The following is a 15654-nucleotide window of genomic DNA, read 5'->3' as shown; positions in this document are numbered from 1 at the left end:
TTATATAACGATCACCTATGTAAAATTTTACATAATAATAATTTTAAAAAATATTCTTTGTTAAATTATGTATTTTATGGAATAATATCTAACACACTTACTTCATATTATAAATCGTCTATACGTTGATTGGCAACCGGAGAAGGACAACAAGTGGACAAGCAGCTTTTTTATTACAGGATTGGCCTGCTATTTGATAGGCCACAATCCCGCCCGGTAACCAGAGCATCTTATGGTTTTCTGATTACCTGTTTATACCGGTATATAAGGACGGAGATTTTGAAGAGACGCAGGCCTGCGGGGTTTCTTCCCAGGATAAGCTCTATAAACGACAATCCTTTTCGCTATTTTTGCGGCCTTAACTAGTAGGGTCAGCCGACTGACCAACTGTCTGAATGCTATGCAGCTAAGCGAACAAGAGATAAACCGCCGACAAAAGCGGGAAGAATTACTGCGGATGGGGATTGACCCCTACCCGGCCGAACTATTCGACGTAACAACAACCGTTGCCGATATCCGGGCCGCTTTTCAGCCCCAACCGACGGTTTCCATCGAACCCGAAATGGATTTGTCCGGCGACGAACGCTGGGGAAACATCCAACTCGCCGGGCGACTGATGATTGTTCGGATTAGCGGCAGTGCCTCATTTGCGGAGTTACAGGATTCCACCGGCCGTATACAGCTATACTTCCGGCGCGACGACATTTGCCCCGGCGAGGATAAAACGATGTACAATGTCGTTTTCAAGAAGCTGCTCGACATTGGTGACATCATCGGCGTTCGTGGGCATATTTTCACGACGAAAACCGGCGAGTTGTCGGTATACGTCCGCGAGTTCAAAATCCTGAATAAATCACTACGTCCGCTACCGGTCGTCAAAGAAGTCGTTAACGAAAAAGGCGAGAAAGAAACGTACGACGCCTTCACCGACCCCGAACAGCGCTACCGCCAGCGGTACGTCGATCTGATCGTTAATCCGCAGGTTCGGGATGTGTTCATTAAGCGCACCAAACTGGTCAACTCCATTCGTCAGTTCCTGAGCCAGAAAGGGTACCTGGAAGTGGAGACGCCGATTCTGCAGCCGATTCATGGTGGCGCGGCTGCCCGCCCCTTCCGGACGCACCACAATACGCTCGACATGACGCTGTACCTGCGTATTGCGAACGAGCTGTACCTGAAGCGGCTGATTGTTGGGGGGTATGATGGCGTATTTGAGTTTGCTAAGGATTTCCGCAACGAGGGCATGGACCGCACGCACAATCCGGAGTTCACGCAGGTCGAGTTTTACGTTGCCTATAAAGATTACCTCTGGATGATGGACACCATTGAGGAGATGGTCGAGAAGGTAGCGCTGGACGTCGCCGGTACCACCAAAGTTACGGTCGGTCCAAACGTCATTGATTTCAAGCGCCCCTGGAAACGGCTCACGATGTTCGAAGCCATTCAGGAGTATACCGGCATCGACGTTTCCAGCATGGAAGAAGACGAGCTTCGGAAGGTAGCCGAAAGCCGGGGCATCAAGGTAGACAGTACGATGGGTAAGTCGAAGTTGATTGACGAACTCTTCGGTGATGCCTGCGAGCCCAACCTGATCCAGCCGACGTTTATCACCGATTACCCCGTCGAAATGTCGCCGTTGACCAAGAAACACCGGAGCAAACCCGGCTTGGTTGAGCGGTTCGAAGCGATTTGCAACGGGAAGGAAATTGCCAACGCTTATTCGGAGTTGAACGATCCGCTCGATCAGCGCGAACGTTTTGAAGAGCAACTGCGCCTGGCCGAACGGGGTGATGAAGAAGCGATGGCCTTGGATGAAGATTTCCTGCGGGCGCTCGAATATGGTATGCCCCCAACGGCGGGTGTGGGTCTGGGTATCGACCGATTAACCATGATCATGACGAATCAGCCTTCCATTCAGGATGTCCTGTTCTTTCCGCAAATGCGACCCGAGAAAAAACTCGAACAGTCAGACGAAATCGATTTTGTGGCCGCGGGCGTACCCGCCGAATGGGTGCCAGCCGTTCAGAAGCTTGGTTTCCTGACGGTTGAGCAACTTCGTACGGCCAACCCAAACAAGTTGTTCAACGACCTAGGGGGAGTCCGAAAAAAGTTGAAGATGGACGTCCCCATGCCTACTCTAGAGATAGTACGGGGCTGGGCGGGTCAGTAGGATATTTGTACCCCTCCCAACCTCCCCTACAAGGGGAGGAGCAGAGTTTGCTGGTAAAACTCCTCCCCTTGTAGGGGAGGTTGGGAGGGGTACAACAACGAAACTCAATCAGCTCACTCATAAAAAACCCCACTCAGTTAGCCGAGTGGGGTTTCAATTTCTTAGGCGTGACAGCTTAATAATCGCCGTCTATCTTTTTCACCTTTACAGCGTTGAGTCCTTTTTTGCCGTCAACTACTTCAAACTGTACCCGATCTTTCTCGCGAATGGTGATTCCGTTCAGGCCGGTAATGTGGACGAAGATGTCCCGGTTGGTATCGTCTTCAACAATGAATCCGTATCCTTTACTCTCGTTAAAGAATTTTACTACACCTGTTTGCATAAAACAAAAACAATTAAACAATTAAACATACAAAGGGTCAGTTAACAAGAAAGAACGCGAAACAGGCACCATACTACGCCGACGGCCGGGCACTAGGCTGAGAATCAACGGGCTTTGCTTGCAAATGTGTTAATATCAGGTAGGCTTGATATTAACTTGGTTACAACACAAAGAAAATAAAAATGTTCCGATCTCATAGTAGTTTGGATAATTTTTTAGGCATTTTTACTAAGTTTATATCGGCTTTTGGTCTAAACAGCAAACATTCTATTCTAGATAGCCGTTACAACTACTTAAAATAGACTCAACGTATATACGTCCGCTTCACAAACTAAAACGCTATGGAAAAGATCAGGTATTTCGTTGAAAAGCAGGCGTTTGGCGTTTGCACGTTGCTTGGCGAACGAATGAATATCTCGGCCAGCAGCATCCGGCTGTATTTTATCTACACCTCGTTTTTGACGCTGGGCTCACCGGTGGTTCTTTACCTGATTATGGCCTTCTGGATGGAGATGAACAAGCATCTCCGGCGGCACGCGCATCCAACCATTTGGGAACTCTAATCACCTTCCCATCAATTAGCGGCCACCATCAGCCTACGGTTAGCCTTTATCCAGTTCACCAAACGTCTTTCTTCCTTTACCAAAATACTGCCAGACAATGCTACGCGGAAACAGCGGAACGGATGTTGTTTGCTGCTTCAACAGCCGTTTTCGCTCACGATGCAGTTGTGGCAAGCGGCCATAGAAAGCAAAGTGTGCGTTCAAGATCGCCACTACGTCGCGCCACTGCCCAACTTTCAGGAACAACAGCGAAGATATACCGTCCAGTACCAGCCGAAGAAAGATTTTTACCCACAGTAAGCCATCAGCAGGCCAGTTTTTGTACAGCATCAACAAGCTGTTGCGGTAATTCAGATAGGTTTTGTGCGGATTGGATTTGTGGAGCGTTCCGCCACCCACGTGATAAACCGTTGATTGCCCGCAGGCCCAAACCTCATAGCCGAGCCGCTGAACCCGCCAGCATAGGTCGATCTCTTCCATATGGGCAAAAAAGGAGGCATCGAAACCGCCAACCTGGTGAAACACATCGGCTCGTACAAATAAACAGGCACCAGTAGCCCAGAACACGCGCTGATTGTCGTCGTATTGACCCCGATCGGTTTCGAACGTAGCGAATACGCGGCCGCGACAGAATACGTAGCCCAGCCAGTCGACGAAGCCGCCAGCGGCTCCCGCGTGCTCAAACAACGTGCGATCGGTGTACGAGCGGATTTTGGGCTGGCAGGCGGCAATCTGCGGGTTCGCCTGCATCAACTCCAGAACAGGGGTGAGCCAGCCTGGCGTAACTTCTATATCGGAATTGGGTAAGACGTAGTACGTAGCACCACCGTATTGCACACGAACCTGCTCCAGAGCCAGATTATAACCGCCTGCGTAACCTTCATTACGAGGCAGCTCAATGATGCGAACTGCGGGGAAGCTTTGGCGAACAAAAGCCACTGAACCATCGGTCGATGCGCTGTCGGCAACGTAAACCGGATGGCCGTCGGCATTGGCAAGTACTGTCGGGAGAAACTTGGCTAAAAAAGATTTACCGTTGTAATTCAGAATTACGATGGCGAGGGTATTCACAAAGTAAGCTCGGTGAGTGAATCAGTCGGCAAGTTACTCAGTTAATCAGTCGGTTAGTTAATTCATGCACAAATACAAGAGTACACTAACCGACTGAATTATCAACGTATCAACTAACTGGCTGATTCCCTGACTATCCCATCAACCCATCCAGGTTCAGGCCGGGAATGTTGGGCAGCAGCCCTTCGGTGGCCTGCCGGAGGTGTTCGCGGGATTTGGTTTCTACGTTGGCCATGGCTTTATTGGTTGCCGCGACAATCAGGTCCTGCAGCATTTCGCGGTCGTCAGGCTTAATGAGATCATGGTCAATCTCAACCTTCAGGACGTTTTTCAGACCATTTACCGTTACGCGCACCATACCTGCCCCCGAATCGCCGGTTTCGGTGATAGTGCTGAGCGATTCCTGAGCCTCCTTCATTCGGGCCTGAACTTCCTTCATTTTCCCGAACATATCAAACATATTCATACTGCTTTGACTAGTGAGTTAAGAGTCAACCGTTACGTTCCTTGTCCGGTCGATACAGACCGATTTTCCGGTGAGTGAACAGGTCTACCTGATTAACAACAACGCACCCGTACGAACAGTTTTCAGCCCTGTCAAATCCTCGACCTCTATCCGGTACATATACTGACCCGCCAGCGCAGGCTGACCATTCTCGGTACCATCCCAACCTTTTGCCTTCTCGGTAGTGCTGTAGATTACGCTGCCCCACCGATCGTAGATGGTCATTCTGAACTGATCCACGTAAATTCCCTTCGCAACGAACTCATCGTTCTGCCCATCGCCGTTGGGCGTAAATGCATTGGGAACAAGAATTTTAGCCTCACGCCGGAACGTAAAGAAATTCGAGTAACTGACTACCCCTGAGTTTGATACCGAGATAATGCGGTACTTCTGAGACTGTAGATTCGGATCGTCCGGGTCGGGTTCGTAGCGCGTATTGCCACTTACCGGAATTTCGCGTTTTGTGCCGTTCAGGGAGTCAATAACTTCCACGGTATAACTAGCTACTGGCCCCGATAGAAATGGCGACTCGGTCGTCCAATCGACGCTGGCCGAGGATTGGGAGCTTAGAAAAACGGTGCAGACCGGCTCGGAGGGTGGTGAACTCAACCCACAACTGCTCTGAAAGGTTAGCTGGTAGCAATACGAGCCAGCCGACGGATTCGCGCCTTCGTCGATATACACATTCTTGCCCGTTACGCTGCCTACCGGCTGAAAGCTGCCCGATGATCCACTCGCCCGGCTAACGTTTATGGTGTAACTCGCCGTCGCTCCGGTAGTCGGCAACTGCGCTACGATACGGGGTTTGCCATCTTCTATCGACACAACGATGTTCGTGAAACTGGTTGGTACTTCGCCATTGATACCGGTTACACAGGACGGTCCGGAGGTTACAATGGCTGGTCCAACGTAAGCTTCAATGGCGTAACAGTACCGCGTACCGCATTCAATCTTGTTGTTGTCGGAATATGAGGTGGCCGTCCGGCTGGTTAATGTACCGCCAACGGGCGATCCATTGCGTAATACCCGATAATACCGGAATGGCTTAGCGGGCGTCACGGTGCCCTGATACGCCTGCCAGCGCAGGTCATTCTGCTTAGCAATCGCCTGGGCGTCAACCACTATACTGCATACCTCGTCTGAACGTAGTCCGGCCGCGTTGCAGGCATCCTGGGCCACTACCTGGAAGCATTGCGCCTGTTTGGTATCCGTAGACACAGAAAATGGCACCGTGCCATTTCCCGTCTGGCCCGTTGGCTGGTACATCCCATTGGCATCCCGTTGATACAGTTGTGCGTTTGTACCGGGCGTGATTTGATATTGAATCGAGATTGAACTCTCGCCAACCGTTGTCAGCTTGTTGATAACCGGCTGCGTAACGGTCTGAGATAGATTGACAACCTGCTGCGTTTTAGCAACAACGTCGGCGGGCGTATCGCAGCCGCTCACGCCGGCATATCGGCCAATGATTTTGATGGTGTATGAAGTCGCGTTGTTGTACGTATAACTCTGGGGTTTTACAATGTCAGTTCGGCTAAGTGGGCTGCTTTTTACTCCGTTTCCCCAGTCAATGATATAGTCGTCATACTGGCCCGTTTTCGCATCGAGTGTAGCATTAACGGTTACCTGCCGACCTGAACAGGCTTTGGCCGTAAAATTTATAGGTTCCAACGGTAACACGGTAACTTCCCGGCAGAAGATAGTGCCCGTTCCTGATCCTGCGCCACTGGCTCCCTGCAAAATGGTATATGTGCCCGGTTGGGTGTACGTAAACGATGTCGCTGTGGTCAGCGCGACCTTTTCGATTGAACTTTTGCCATCATACTGAAAATTGTAGCCTGTATTGCTTAAGGTAGTAGGCACATTGGTAATGGTAACGGCCGAGCCAACACAGGTTCTGGTTTTGTCCAGCGAGAAGTCCCCTTTATATGCCGGATTAGTGCAGGCATTCTGGCTAAATGAAGGTGTAAAGCCAGAAATACAGGTTAGCGCCAGCATCGTAACGGTGAGTGGCCAATGCACACACAAACTCATCTTAGCTCCAACTTCATCCAGCCTCGATCGTAAAATTCGCACGGAAGGTAAAAAATTTATCGTTCGTATAATCCAAGCAGCCCTATCCGTGAAAACGTACCCACGGACATTTTCGCGTTTGGCGAAACGTATCTTTCTTAAAATCAGTTTTCAGATCAAACCCGTCCTATCCCATCGCATCCGATCTGTATAGAACAGTTTACCCGTATACCTACTATAGTTCCACCGACACGCATCAGTCAAACAGATGAGCAATAATAATACCAACCTAGAACCAGTGGACCAATCTGAACTAAGTCCAATACGTTTAGATCGTATTGAAGACGCTGTCGCCGATATCAAGGCGGGAAAGATTGTACTGGTTGTGGACGATGAAGATCGTGAGAATGAAGGCGATATGATTTGCGCGGCTGAAATGATCACGCCTGAAATGGTAAATTTCATGATCCGGGAGGCCCGTGGGTTAATGTGTGCGCCCCTGACACAGGAACGCTGCGACGAGTTGGGCCTCGACATGATGGTGAGCAGCAATACGTCGGTTCACACGACCCCGTTCACGGTTTCGGTCGATTTATTAGGAAATGGCTGTACAACGGGCATTTCAGCTTCCGACCGTTCAAAAACGATTCAGGCGCTGGTCGATCCTGCTACGAAGCCAGAGGATCTAGGTCGCCCAGGACATATTTTCCCCCTACGCGCGGTTGAAGGCGGTGTTATTCGTCGAGCGGGCCATACCGAAGCGGCTGTTGACCTGGCCAAATTGGCGGGTCTGTCGCCAGTGGGCGTATTGATTGAGGTGCTGAACGAAGACGGTACGATGGCACGATTGCCGGAGTTGCGGGTTCTGGCCGATCGGTTCGGCATGAAGCTGATCAGCATTCAGGATTTGATCGAATACCGCTTACGTACCGAGAGCTTAATCCGGCGCGAAATCGGCGTAGATATGCCAACTGAATGGGGGCACTTCGACCTGATCGCGTACAAACAAAGCAATACCGGCGATACGCACCTGGCCCTGGTCAAAGGCAGTTGGGAGCCAAATGAGCCGGTTTTGGTGCGGGTTCACTCTTCCTGCGTAACGGGCGACATTTTCGGATCGTGCCGCTGCGACTGTGGAGGTCAACTGCACACGGCTATGCAAATGGTTGAAGATGCCGGTAAGGGCGTCGTGGTCTACATGTTTCAGGAAGGGCGCGGCATCGGTCTGATCAATAAACTGAAAGCGTATAAGCTACAGGAAATGGGTCGTGACACGGTTGAAGCGAACCTCGATCTGGGCCTGCCGATGGACGCCCGAGATTATGGCGTCGGCGCTCAGATTCTCCGCGATCTTGGCATCCGCAAGCTTCGGCTTATTTCGAATAATCCAAAAAAACGGGCAGGTTTAATGGGTTACGGGTTGGAGATTGTCGAGAACGTACCGATCGAAATCCCATCGAATCCATACAACGAACGCTACCTCCGGACCAAACGTGACAAGATGGGTCATACGATCATGACTGAACCCATTGAGCCGGTTAACCAGGAACAGGCTATGTAGGTTAGGTCATTTAGTCATCATTGGCCATTCAGTCATTAGTAGAGTCGGGAACGGAGTGCAACTAATGACTGAATGGCCAATGATGACTAAATGACTAATTGCTTAATGCACTTTCCCGTATGTTTTCTCACCGGCTTCAATAGCAACCGATAGTACGTTGTTGCGGGGTGGAATCGGGCAGGAATAGCCTTCAGCATAGGCGCAGTATGGGTTATAGGACTTGTTAAAATCGAGTGTTAGCTGACCATCTTTGATGTCGCCCGTTCTGAGGTCAAGGTAGCGCCCTCCGCCGTACGTAGCCAGACCGGACGTAGCATCCTTGAACGGAAGAAATAGATAATCACGGTACTGCGGCATACGAGCCAGACTTAGGCTTTGGTAAATGGTCAGCTGCTGCGGTTTACCATTTACCGAAAACGACAGCAACGCATATTTGACGTAGGTACTCGTCTTTCCGGTATACGTCGGCATTTCAAACGGCTCTGCTTTTGGAGTAAGCTCTACAGTAGCCACCACCCGGTACGTTGAATCAGGTTCGTAAAACCGCAGGTACTCCACGGCTTCTTTCGTCCTGAGCGGACTACTCGACATAGTCAGAAACTCCTGCTTATACGTTTGTCGGTGCTGGGCAACCTGCTCGGCATAAGGCGTTTGGGCTACGGCTGCCGTTGCCAGTAACGGAATCAGGATGAAATGAAAGATACGCATAGTAACGAATCGGAAGCGGCTCTAAGCGCGAACCGGCGGGTGTCTGTAGCTGTTATTATAATGCGAAACAAGCACTTCGGTTCAATAAACACAACCTTCTATGAGTCAGCCCAAAGCCTCCTTCAAAGACCTGATCAACGGAGACACCCTGGTACTGGTCGATTTTTACGCCGATTGGTGCGGTCCCTGCAAACAGCAGGCTCCCATTCTAAAACAATTAACTGAACGCGTCGGTGATAAAGTCCGGGTCGTTAAGGTTAACGTTGACCACAGTCAGGCCGCTGCCAATCAATATCAGATTCGGAGCATTCCGACGATGATTCTGTTTAAAAACGGCAAGATTGTCTGGCGTCAGTCGGGCGTTCAGTCATTGCACGCACTCGAAGGCTTGGTGAAACAGCATGCCAGTTAAGGACGAAGCGCTCTGTTGCACGAGTTTTCTACATAATTCTTGGCAGATAGCCTTATTGTTGCAGCTCAAACAGTAACGTAACAGCACCACCTAACTCAATCTGATCGCCATCCTGCAACGGGTAATTCAGGCCACCAATATCCGCTCGTTCAACCCGATCGTTCGGGTGAACGATCTTTGTCTTATTCCCGCTTGCCGGTAACCCGCCGGTATCAACAACGAGCGAATACTGACGCTGCGCTTTGTTGTACTTTATAGTTGCGTGCGCACGGCTAACCGCGGCATTGTTTGCCCCCCGCTGTGGGTCAAAGCCATTCTCATCTTCGTTTAAGATCACAATATCGTTCGTGCGCACTCGCCCCGAAGTGGTCTGGCTGGTACGTCCCCGTCCGATGCAATAACAATCCTTCATGGTTGGATCGAGTAGGTATTCGTCCTGATCTGTTTGGCCGACCAGCGTGACGATTCGGGCCAGAAGCGGAGTTGTATCGGGCTTCGATTCATCAAAAATAATAAGCCCCAGATTCCCTTCGCGAAAGGCTTCGGCGGGAAGCTCATCGGCAAAAAGCTCATAGTCAAATTGCCAGTTTTTCGACAGGGTTATGTAGTTGTCGGCGAGTTGGCGACTCAGTTCCGCCTGAAATTTGCCGGGTTGATTGGCCCATAAAGCAACCCGATACAGCTCTTCCTCTTCTGAATTTACACAACGAATACAAAGGCGTAGCCCCGTTGGCGTTGCGCCGGGTTCGTTTTGGTAAGGCCGTAACTTTTCCAGCAAAAAGCGCAAAACCTGATCCCGCCGTTGAGCCGTTGGAGGTAGACCCGTTGCCGCTGGTTTAGGCACCACTACGTTTGCAGGGCTCTTCTCAACCGGCTCGACTGGTGGATCAGACGAAGTAGGTGTCAGTCCGAATATTTTTTTAACCGTTTCTATCAAGCTCATGACTACTACGTTTTGGATTAGAAGCTGCCTAAATAACCGCGTTGTCTGAGCAACGGTGCCACTACGTCATTCGCCAGTTGAACGGCGTCGGCCGATGAGTCGCCAAGCTCAATGCGCACGCAAACCACCGTACGTGAGCGACCATCAGATGTAGGCGCGAAAAACACGTACCAACCGTCATTCTCCCGTTCACCGAGCACCATCCGTTCCGGCGTTCCAGTTTTCCCCGCTACTCTGGCTACACTAATTTTACTTCGCCCCGCCGACGGATTCGATTGCTCAATCATAAACTCTTGGAGCTGATTGGCGTAGTCTGGCTGACGGGCCAGTCGTTGCCCAGTTGCTATGGGCTCCGCTTTTCCGGCGCGGCTCACTACGTATCGTGAGGGCTGCATGATACCGTTGTTGGCGATGGCCCCGGCCATTCGGGCAATAGAAGCTGGTGTGGACGTTAACTGTCCCTGTCCCCAGGCCAGGCCCGAGAATTCACTCCGGTAGCGTCTCGGATACCGATCGCTCTGGTACAAACTCCGGCGAACCGCAAACGAGGAGTCGCGCCAGTGGTTAAGAATCTGATCCCGTTCGACGTCTGTGTGCGTATCGGTAAACGAATAGCCACCAATAAAATCGATGTTCATCCCCGTAGCCAGATAAAGATTAGCCAGTTCGTTGTCCAGTCGGTTGTCATTCGCCGTACGGATGAAATAGACGTTACTCGATCGAACGATGGCTTTTCGCATATCGACGGGTTCGCCACAAGGCTCCGACTCGCGAGTCCCCCGGCGAATAATTTCTTGACACGTAATCGGATACGTAACGTCGGAAGCGGATGCGCCTAGTTTATTGAACGCAGCCATCGCAGTCAGGATCTTGGCAGTTGAGCCGGGAGCGGTGGGGAACGTCATGCCCAGATCACGTTCGGTCACCAGATACGGTAGTTTCAGGCGGTCACGATCCGACAGTTGCATGACGTCGGGCGTTTTGAGGTTGGGCAACGGGTGCATGGCCGAGGCCAGCAGATCGCCGGAAGCCGCATCCAGCACCACGACCGACAGCCGCTTGTTTCGATAATCCGACTGTGCCAGGGACTTTTGCAAAGCAACCTGTAGTTCAGCATTCACGGTTAGGTACACATCCCGGTTCTGCGCTTTCCGACGTTCAACCTCGCGGCTGTCCAGTCCTGCCCGTAACGCTGGGGCTAGTTCACTATAATCGTAAACGGATAGCGTCCGCGTCTGATGCACCGACGGGCTAAATCGATCGGCCCGGTAATCGGTCGTAACAAGGTCTGTTTTGCGAGGTCGACTATTAAAACCGCGTAGCTCGCTTAAGTGCGTCGCTTCGGCGTAATACCCATTGCTCTGGCCCCAGAACAGTTGCGTATTCAGATCGCCTACCCAGAAAAACAGGTGTTCGCCAAACGGATAATACCGCTGCTGCCGCTTTTGTGTCAGCGTTTTCAACTCATCCGGTAGCAACCCACTCTGTTGAAGTTTACCAGCCTGACGCGTGATTGGCTCTGGCGAACTGGTTGCCAGCACCAGCCCATTTCGGTCATAGATTGTTCCGGCGGCCAGCGCCCGCGTTAGTCGCGCAATACGTGGGTTATAGCTATACACTGGGTCCCCGTTACGTGTAACCACTCGGGTCGGTCGAACGATGTATTCGTCGCCGTTCCAGCCGACGATTGGCAGTAAACGCGCAATTAGTACCACAACGCCTGCCAGAAAACCAGCGATACCCGCCATGAGTACGGTATCGTAGTGTTTTTCGAGGTATTCGCGTTGCGTAGCCGCTCCAGGTCGGTGCGCCACGCTAAATACGGCTCCCATTGCGGTCAGGTTGATAATCAGCGAAATCTTGCCGTAACTCAGGAAAGGAACGCTGATTCCTGTCAATGGCAGCAAGCCAATAGAACCACCGGCAATAATCAAAAACTGGACACCCGTGGCAATGGCGATGCCGGCTACCAGAAAAAAGCTGAACGGCTGACCAGCCCGACGGGCGTGCAGAAACGTGCGGTGCAGTAAGATACCGAACAGAATAAACACAGATATGACACCCAGACCGCCCAGCTCTTCACCTAAACTCGGCAGAATCATGTCCGTATGGGCGGCTGGCATAGCGTTGGCAAATCCTTTACCTAACCCCTGCCCTGTCCATCCGCCCGCAGCCAAAGTCCAGAAACTATGCGCCAGGTGATCGCCCCCGTAGACATCATTATTCCAGGGACTCAGCCACATCGCTTTCCGATCGGCTAAGCGATCGCCCACGAAAGGCAGCAGGTCACCGAACGCAAACACGGCAATGACCAGCAACAGCATAACGGGCGCTTCAACCAGTAAGGCCGCCCAACCCAAGCCCGTTGATGACCGTGCTTCACCCTGCCAGAGCATGAAGCCAATGAGGGCAATCAGGCAAACGAGCGTAGCAATCCAGCCCGGCAGTAACCACAAAGCAACTCCGTAGATAACGCCCGTAACTAAGGTTAAGCGTAAGTTGCCGCGGGCAATGCTGTAGAACAACAGGAAGGTAAAGCACACTACCAAAGCCGGTCCCATGTCGCCCAGCAGCAGATAGAGCAGCATCAGAAACACCGCTCCGGCCAATGCTCCGAAGCTCACGATGAAACGCCAGCGTAAATCGGGCAATTGCCGTATTTGTTGCTCATTGGCCGCGAAGAACCCGGCGAAGAAAAGTAGCAGCAGGTATTTTGTGATCTCACTCGGTTGAAAACTCATGCCAAGTACGGATAGGTTTACCCGCACGCCACTACCTTCTGGACCCGACCCAAAAAGCAACGTCAATGCCGCTAAGCCAATGGCCAGCACTAACCAGGTCCAGCCCGACAGCCGGACAGAAGCCCGATTCCGAAACGCGAATAACCAGTCGTATCGCCAGTTGGCATAAAACTTACCGATGTTTAACTGCGACAGAATCGTCAGGCCCACTAACCCAAGGGCGATGCCTTGCAGGGTCTGTCCGGCGTAGAGCGTATCCTGCAACGGGTCCTGAATCGCCAGCAGCGTAAGTACCGATATACCCGTAAGCAGCATGAGCACCGTTAACAGCAGCGGATCAGGCTGAAAGCGCCGGACTGACCAGATGCCATGCACAGCCCAGAACGAACCGATAAACAGCAAAACAATCCCCCAAAACTGGATGGTAAACGAGCCTGGCGTACGTACCGTAAAGGCCCGATCGGTTTTAAGCTGACCATACACCAGTGACCCAATAAGCCGCAAATAATGCGGTCGAGCGATAAAGATATAGTCCTGATCACCGGTCAGTTTACTCGTCCCCCGTCGGCTACCAAACTCAAAACCGGGTTTTAGGGGAACAACGCTATAAGACCCGCCCTCTTTCAAGCCCGTAAAGCTAAATCGGCCATCGGTACCGGTGCGGGCATAGATGTACCGATCCGACAACGTATCGGGTTGAGCTGTGGCGTAATGGCGTTTAAGTTGCACCAAGACGCCATCCATCGGTCGCTCCTCCTGGCTAACCCGACCGCTGATCGACAAATTACCAGTTCCAACGTTTGTAGTAGAGGCATACGCTTTCGGCGCTTTCAATTCCCGTCGGTACAACACCGAATCGAATCCCATCTGCTGGCGTGACAGCCGCAACCGGTTCTGAAAATCATCACCTCCGATAGGGCTCCTCCACGCAACCGGCGCAGCTATAGCAAAGAGTCGTTTGTTAAGGCTTCCCACGTTATCTAACGTACCGTTTCGAGCCAGCTTAGCCGGTAACGAATCAGCCAGCAGGCTAATGTCTTTCGGATCAGTGTAGTAGTTACCGGTCGTCAGTAAACGCCGAACGGCGGCCGGTTTAAGCCCCGGCTCCAGGTTCAGGGCCTGCCCAGCTGCATAGGCCTGATTAGCCTGATCAAGAATAGGCAATAAATTGGTATACAGTCGTCCGAACAGCAGCAGTAACAAAACAGATGCGCCGAGTAAATAGAATCGTTCGGACGGTACGGGGGTTGATCTCATGCGAAATACGACAAGGCCGCGTTACGTATCGGAATTGGTGGAGTCAGCGACGGAGGTTGAGTCAACCCTGGGTACGGTTGTTGTGTCAGAAAATACGCTGGGTGGTGCGTTGGGCGATGCACTCGGCTCGGTATTGACTTCGGTTGAATCGCGTGGATTTTGTTGCTCTGAATAATCGACGCCATCGGCTGGTGAGTCAACGGCGGTATCTTCCGAAGCCATTGTATCGTCTACTGCCGTCGTATCGGCAACTGAAGGCGAAGAGGCTCCTTTCGGTTTGTTTACGTAAAAAATAGCCAACCCAACTATCGCCAGGACAGCAATCACCGCAAAGGCAATGATCCATCCGTTCGACCGCTCGGCGGGTTCTTCTTCGTACTCAGGCGCGTACGTTTCGTCAAGTTCATTTGCGACCTCAGGAGCAGCCACCGTCTGGGGTCGTGGACGTACGGGAGCCGTCTGATCAATGGAGCGGTTAGCCTGTAACTGCTCTACGGTAGCCTGCCCAAGCAGTAACGTTAGTTCGTCGGCATCGCTCAGGCGCTCGGCTGGATTTTTGATCAGGGTCCAGTTTACAATTTCGTTGAGACTAGGCGGTAGGTGATGCCCGGCCGGGAGCACCATCTCAGGCGGGGGGGTATGCAACACATGCTTGACGAACGTAGCAATGCCTTCACTCTCCGTCATAGAAAACGGCAGATGTCCCGTCAGGCATTCATAAAGCACTACACCCAGCGAATAATAATCAGTAGCTCCGGTTAAGCCTCTCGGATTTTCAAACTGCTCGGGCGAAGCATATTCGTACGTCAGTAACGATTGACCCGTTAGCGTTTTCGATTGTTCGCGCAATCTGGCAACGCCAAAATCGGTCAGCAGAAAATGCAGTTCCCCACTAGGTAATGGGCGGTACAAAATATTTTCCGGCTTAATATCCCGGTGAATGATGCCTTGCGGATGGATGGCGCTAAAGGCGGCCGCCATTTGCTGACCCAACCGAATCACGGCCGATACGTCCAGCGGCCCTTGTTTAAGGAGCGAGCGGAGGTCGCCCCCTTCAACCCATTCCATCACGATAAACGGCAGGGGCATGTCGACCTGAACCTCACGCACGCCGACTACATTCGGGTGGTGAATGTTCGTCATAATGGTCGACTCCTGCTGAAATCGACGGAGCGTTTCAGGATCCGTGCCCAACACGAAATGCTTGATCGCCACTAAATCGCCCGTTGCGATATGGCGGGCTTTCAGGACTCGCGCATTGGAGCGGCCCAGTTCGCCTAATATTTCGTAACCCGGAAAGTGCGTATTCACGCTAACAGTCGGCATTG

The 15654-nt window shown here is 51.7% G+C and carries 12 protein-coding genes; 4 read left to right on the top strand and 8 right to left on the bottom strand.

The features are described from left to right. Window positions 1–400: 400 nt before the first annotated feature. Entirely contained in the window at window positions 401–2170 is a 1770-nt protein-coding gene (lysS, locus tag ACYVIY_RS02620) for a lysine--tRNA ligase (protein WP_460974702.1), read from the top strand. Window positions 2171–2345: 175 nt separating this feature from the next. Here the strand turns inward: lysS and ACYVIY_RS02615 are convergent, their stop codons facing one another. Continuing rightward, on the bottom strand, window positions 2346–2552 hold the full coding sequence (locus ACYVIY_RS02615) for a cold-shock protein (protein WP_381519668.1): 207 nt from the start codon (window positions 2550–2552) through the stop codon (window positions 2346–2348). 341 nt (window positions 2553–2893) lie between these two features. Here ACYVIY_RS02615 and ACYVIY_RS02610 point away from each other — a divergent pair, with 341 nt between their 5' ends. Next, the gene (locus ACYVIY_RS02610; RefSeq protein WP_460974701.1) at window positions 2894–3115 is read left to right on the top strand and encodes a PspC domain-containing protein; all 222 of its coding nucleotides are present in this window, start codon (window positions 2894–2896) and stop codon (window positions 3113–3115) included. Between the two features lie 39 nt (window positions 3116–3154). Here ACYVIY_RS02610 and ACYVIY_RS02605 read toward each other — a convergent pair whose 3' ends face one another. The 3 genes from ACYVIY_RS02605 to ACYVIY_RS02595 all read right to left on the bottom strand — a co-directional run bounded on the left by ACYVIY_RS02605 (window position 3155) and on the right by ACYVIY_RS02595 (window position 6767). Next, window positions 3155–4186, bottom strand: a complete 1032-nt coding sequence (locus tag ACYVIY_RS02605) for a glycosyltransferase family 2 protein (protein WP_460974700.1) — start codon at window positions 4184–4186, stop codon at window positions 3155–3157. A gap of 133 nt (window positions 4187–4319) precedes the next feature. Further along, window positions 4320–4652 carry a YbaB/EbfC family nucleoid-associated protein gene (locus tag ACYVIY_RS02600; RefSeq protein WP_460974699.1) on the bottom strand — a complete coding sequence of 111 codons (333 nt, stop codon included), beginning with the start codon at window positions 4650–4652 and terminating at the stop codon, window positions 4320–4322. A gap of 84 nt (window positions 4653–4736) precedes the next feature. Then, entirely contained in the window at window positions 4737–6767 is a 2031-nt protein-coding gene (locus ACYVIY_RS02595) for a T9SS type B sorting domain-containing protein (RefSeq protein ID WP_460974698.1), read from the bottom strand. Window positions 6768–6972: 205 nt separating this feature from the next. On the opposite strand from ACYVIY_RS02595, the gene ACYVIY_RS02590 reads away from it, so the two are divergent. Beyond that, window positions 6973–8265: a bifunctional 3,4-dihydroxy-2-butanone-4-phosphate synthase/GTP cyclohydrolase II gene (locus tag ACYVIY_RS02590; protein WP_460974697.1), complete on the top strand. Its 1293-nt coding sequence runs from the start codon at window positions 6973–6975 to the stop codon at window positions 8263–8265. Window positions 8266–8367: 102 nt separating this feature from the next. On the opposite strand, the gene ACYVIY_RS02585 is transcribed toward ACYVIY_RS02590, so the two are convergent. Next, window positions 8368–8973 (bottom strand): DUF1684 domain-containing protein, encoded by a 606-nt coding sequence (locus ACYVIY_RS02585; protein WP_460974696.1) that lies wholly within the window; start codon window positions 8971–8973, stop codon window positions 8368–8370. A gap of 100 nt (window positions 8974–9073) precedes the next feature. On the opposite strand from ACYVIY_RS02585, the gene trxA reads away from it, so the two are divergent. Continuing rightward, window positions 9074–9385: a thioredoxin gene (trxA, locus tag ACYVIY_RS02580; RefSeq protein ID WP_460974695.1), complete on the top strand. Its 312-nt coding sequence runs from the start codon at window positions 9074–9076 to the stop codon at window positions 9383–9385. A 52-nt stretch (window positions 9386–9437) separates the two neighbouring features. Here the strand turns inward: trxA and ACYVIY_RS02575 are convergent, their stop codons facing one another. Genes ACYVIY_RS02575 through ACYVIY_RS02565 form a run of 3 tightly spaced genes read right to left on the bottom strand, consistent with a single transcriptional unit; the run spans window position 9438 to window position 15652 of the window. Beyond that, the gene (locus ACYVIY_RS02575; RefSeq protein ID WP_460974694.1) at window positions 9438–10328 is read right to left on the bottom strand and encodes an FHA domain-containing protein; all 891 of its coding nucleotides are present in this window, start codon (window positions 10326–10328) and stop codon (window positions 9438–9440) included. A 17-nt stretch (window positions 10329–10345) separates the two neighbouring features. Beyond that, a complete protein-coding gene (locus ACYVIY_RS02570) occupies window positions 10346–14326 on the bottom strand; it encodes an FtsW/RodA/SpoVE family cell cycle protein (protein ID WP_460974692.1) in 3981 nt (1326 codons plus the stop codon). A 21-nt stretch (window positions 14327–14347) separates the two neighbouring features. Next, window positions 14348–15652, bottom strand: a complete 1305-nt coding sequence (locus ACYVIY_RS02565) for a serine/threonine-protein kinase (protein ID WP_460974691.1) — start codon at window positions 15650–15652, stop codon at window positions 14348–14350. Between the last annotated feature and the right edge of the window lie 2 nt (window positions 15653–15654).

Source organism: Spirosoma knui, assembly GCF_054780635.1.
Note: the sequence above shows the minus strand (reverse complement) of the source record. Positions and strands in the feature narration are given on the sequence as shown.

Coding starts and splice junctions, on each gene's coding strand:
- trxA (WP_460974695.1), top strand. CDS start 9,074: ATGAGTCAGCCCAAAGCCTCCTTCAAAGACCTGATCAACGGAGACACC.
- ACYVIY_RS02615 (WP_381519668.1), bottom strand. CDS start 2,552: ATGCAAACAGGTGTAGTAAAATTCTTTAACGAGAGTAAAGGATACGGA.
- ACYVIY_RS02610 (WP_460974701.1), top strand. CDS start 2,894: ATGGAAAAGATCAGGTATTTCGTTGAAAAGCAGGCGTTTGGCGTTTGC.
- ACYVIY_RS02585 (WP_460974696.1), bottom strand. CDS start 8,973: ATGCGTATCTTTCATTTCATCCTGATTCCGTTACTGGCAACGGCAGCC.
- ACYVIY_RS02575 (WP_460974694.1), bottom strand. CDS start 10,328: ATGAGCTTGATAGAAACGGTTAAAAAAATATTCGGACTGACACCTACT.
- ACYVIY_RS02565 (WP_460974691.1), bottom strand. CDS start 15,652: ATGCCGACTGTTAGCGTGAATACGCACTTTCCGGGTTACGAAATATTA.
- ACYVIY_RS02600 (WP_460974699.1), bottom strand. CDS start 4,652: ATGAATATGTTTGATATGTTCGGGAAAATGAAGGAAGTTCAGGCCCGA.
- lysS (WP_460974702.1), top strand. CDS start 401: ATGCAGCTAAGCGAACAAGAGATAAACCGCCGACAAAAGCGGGAAGAA.
- ACYVIY_RS02570 (WP_460974692.1), bottom strand. CDS start 14,326: ATGAGATCAACCCCCGTACCGTCCGAACGATTCTATTTACTCGGCGCA.
- ACYVIY_RS02590 (WP_460974697.1), top strand. CDS start 6,973: ATGAGCAATAATAATACCAACCTAGAACCAGTGGACCAATCTGAACTA.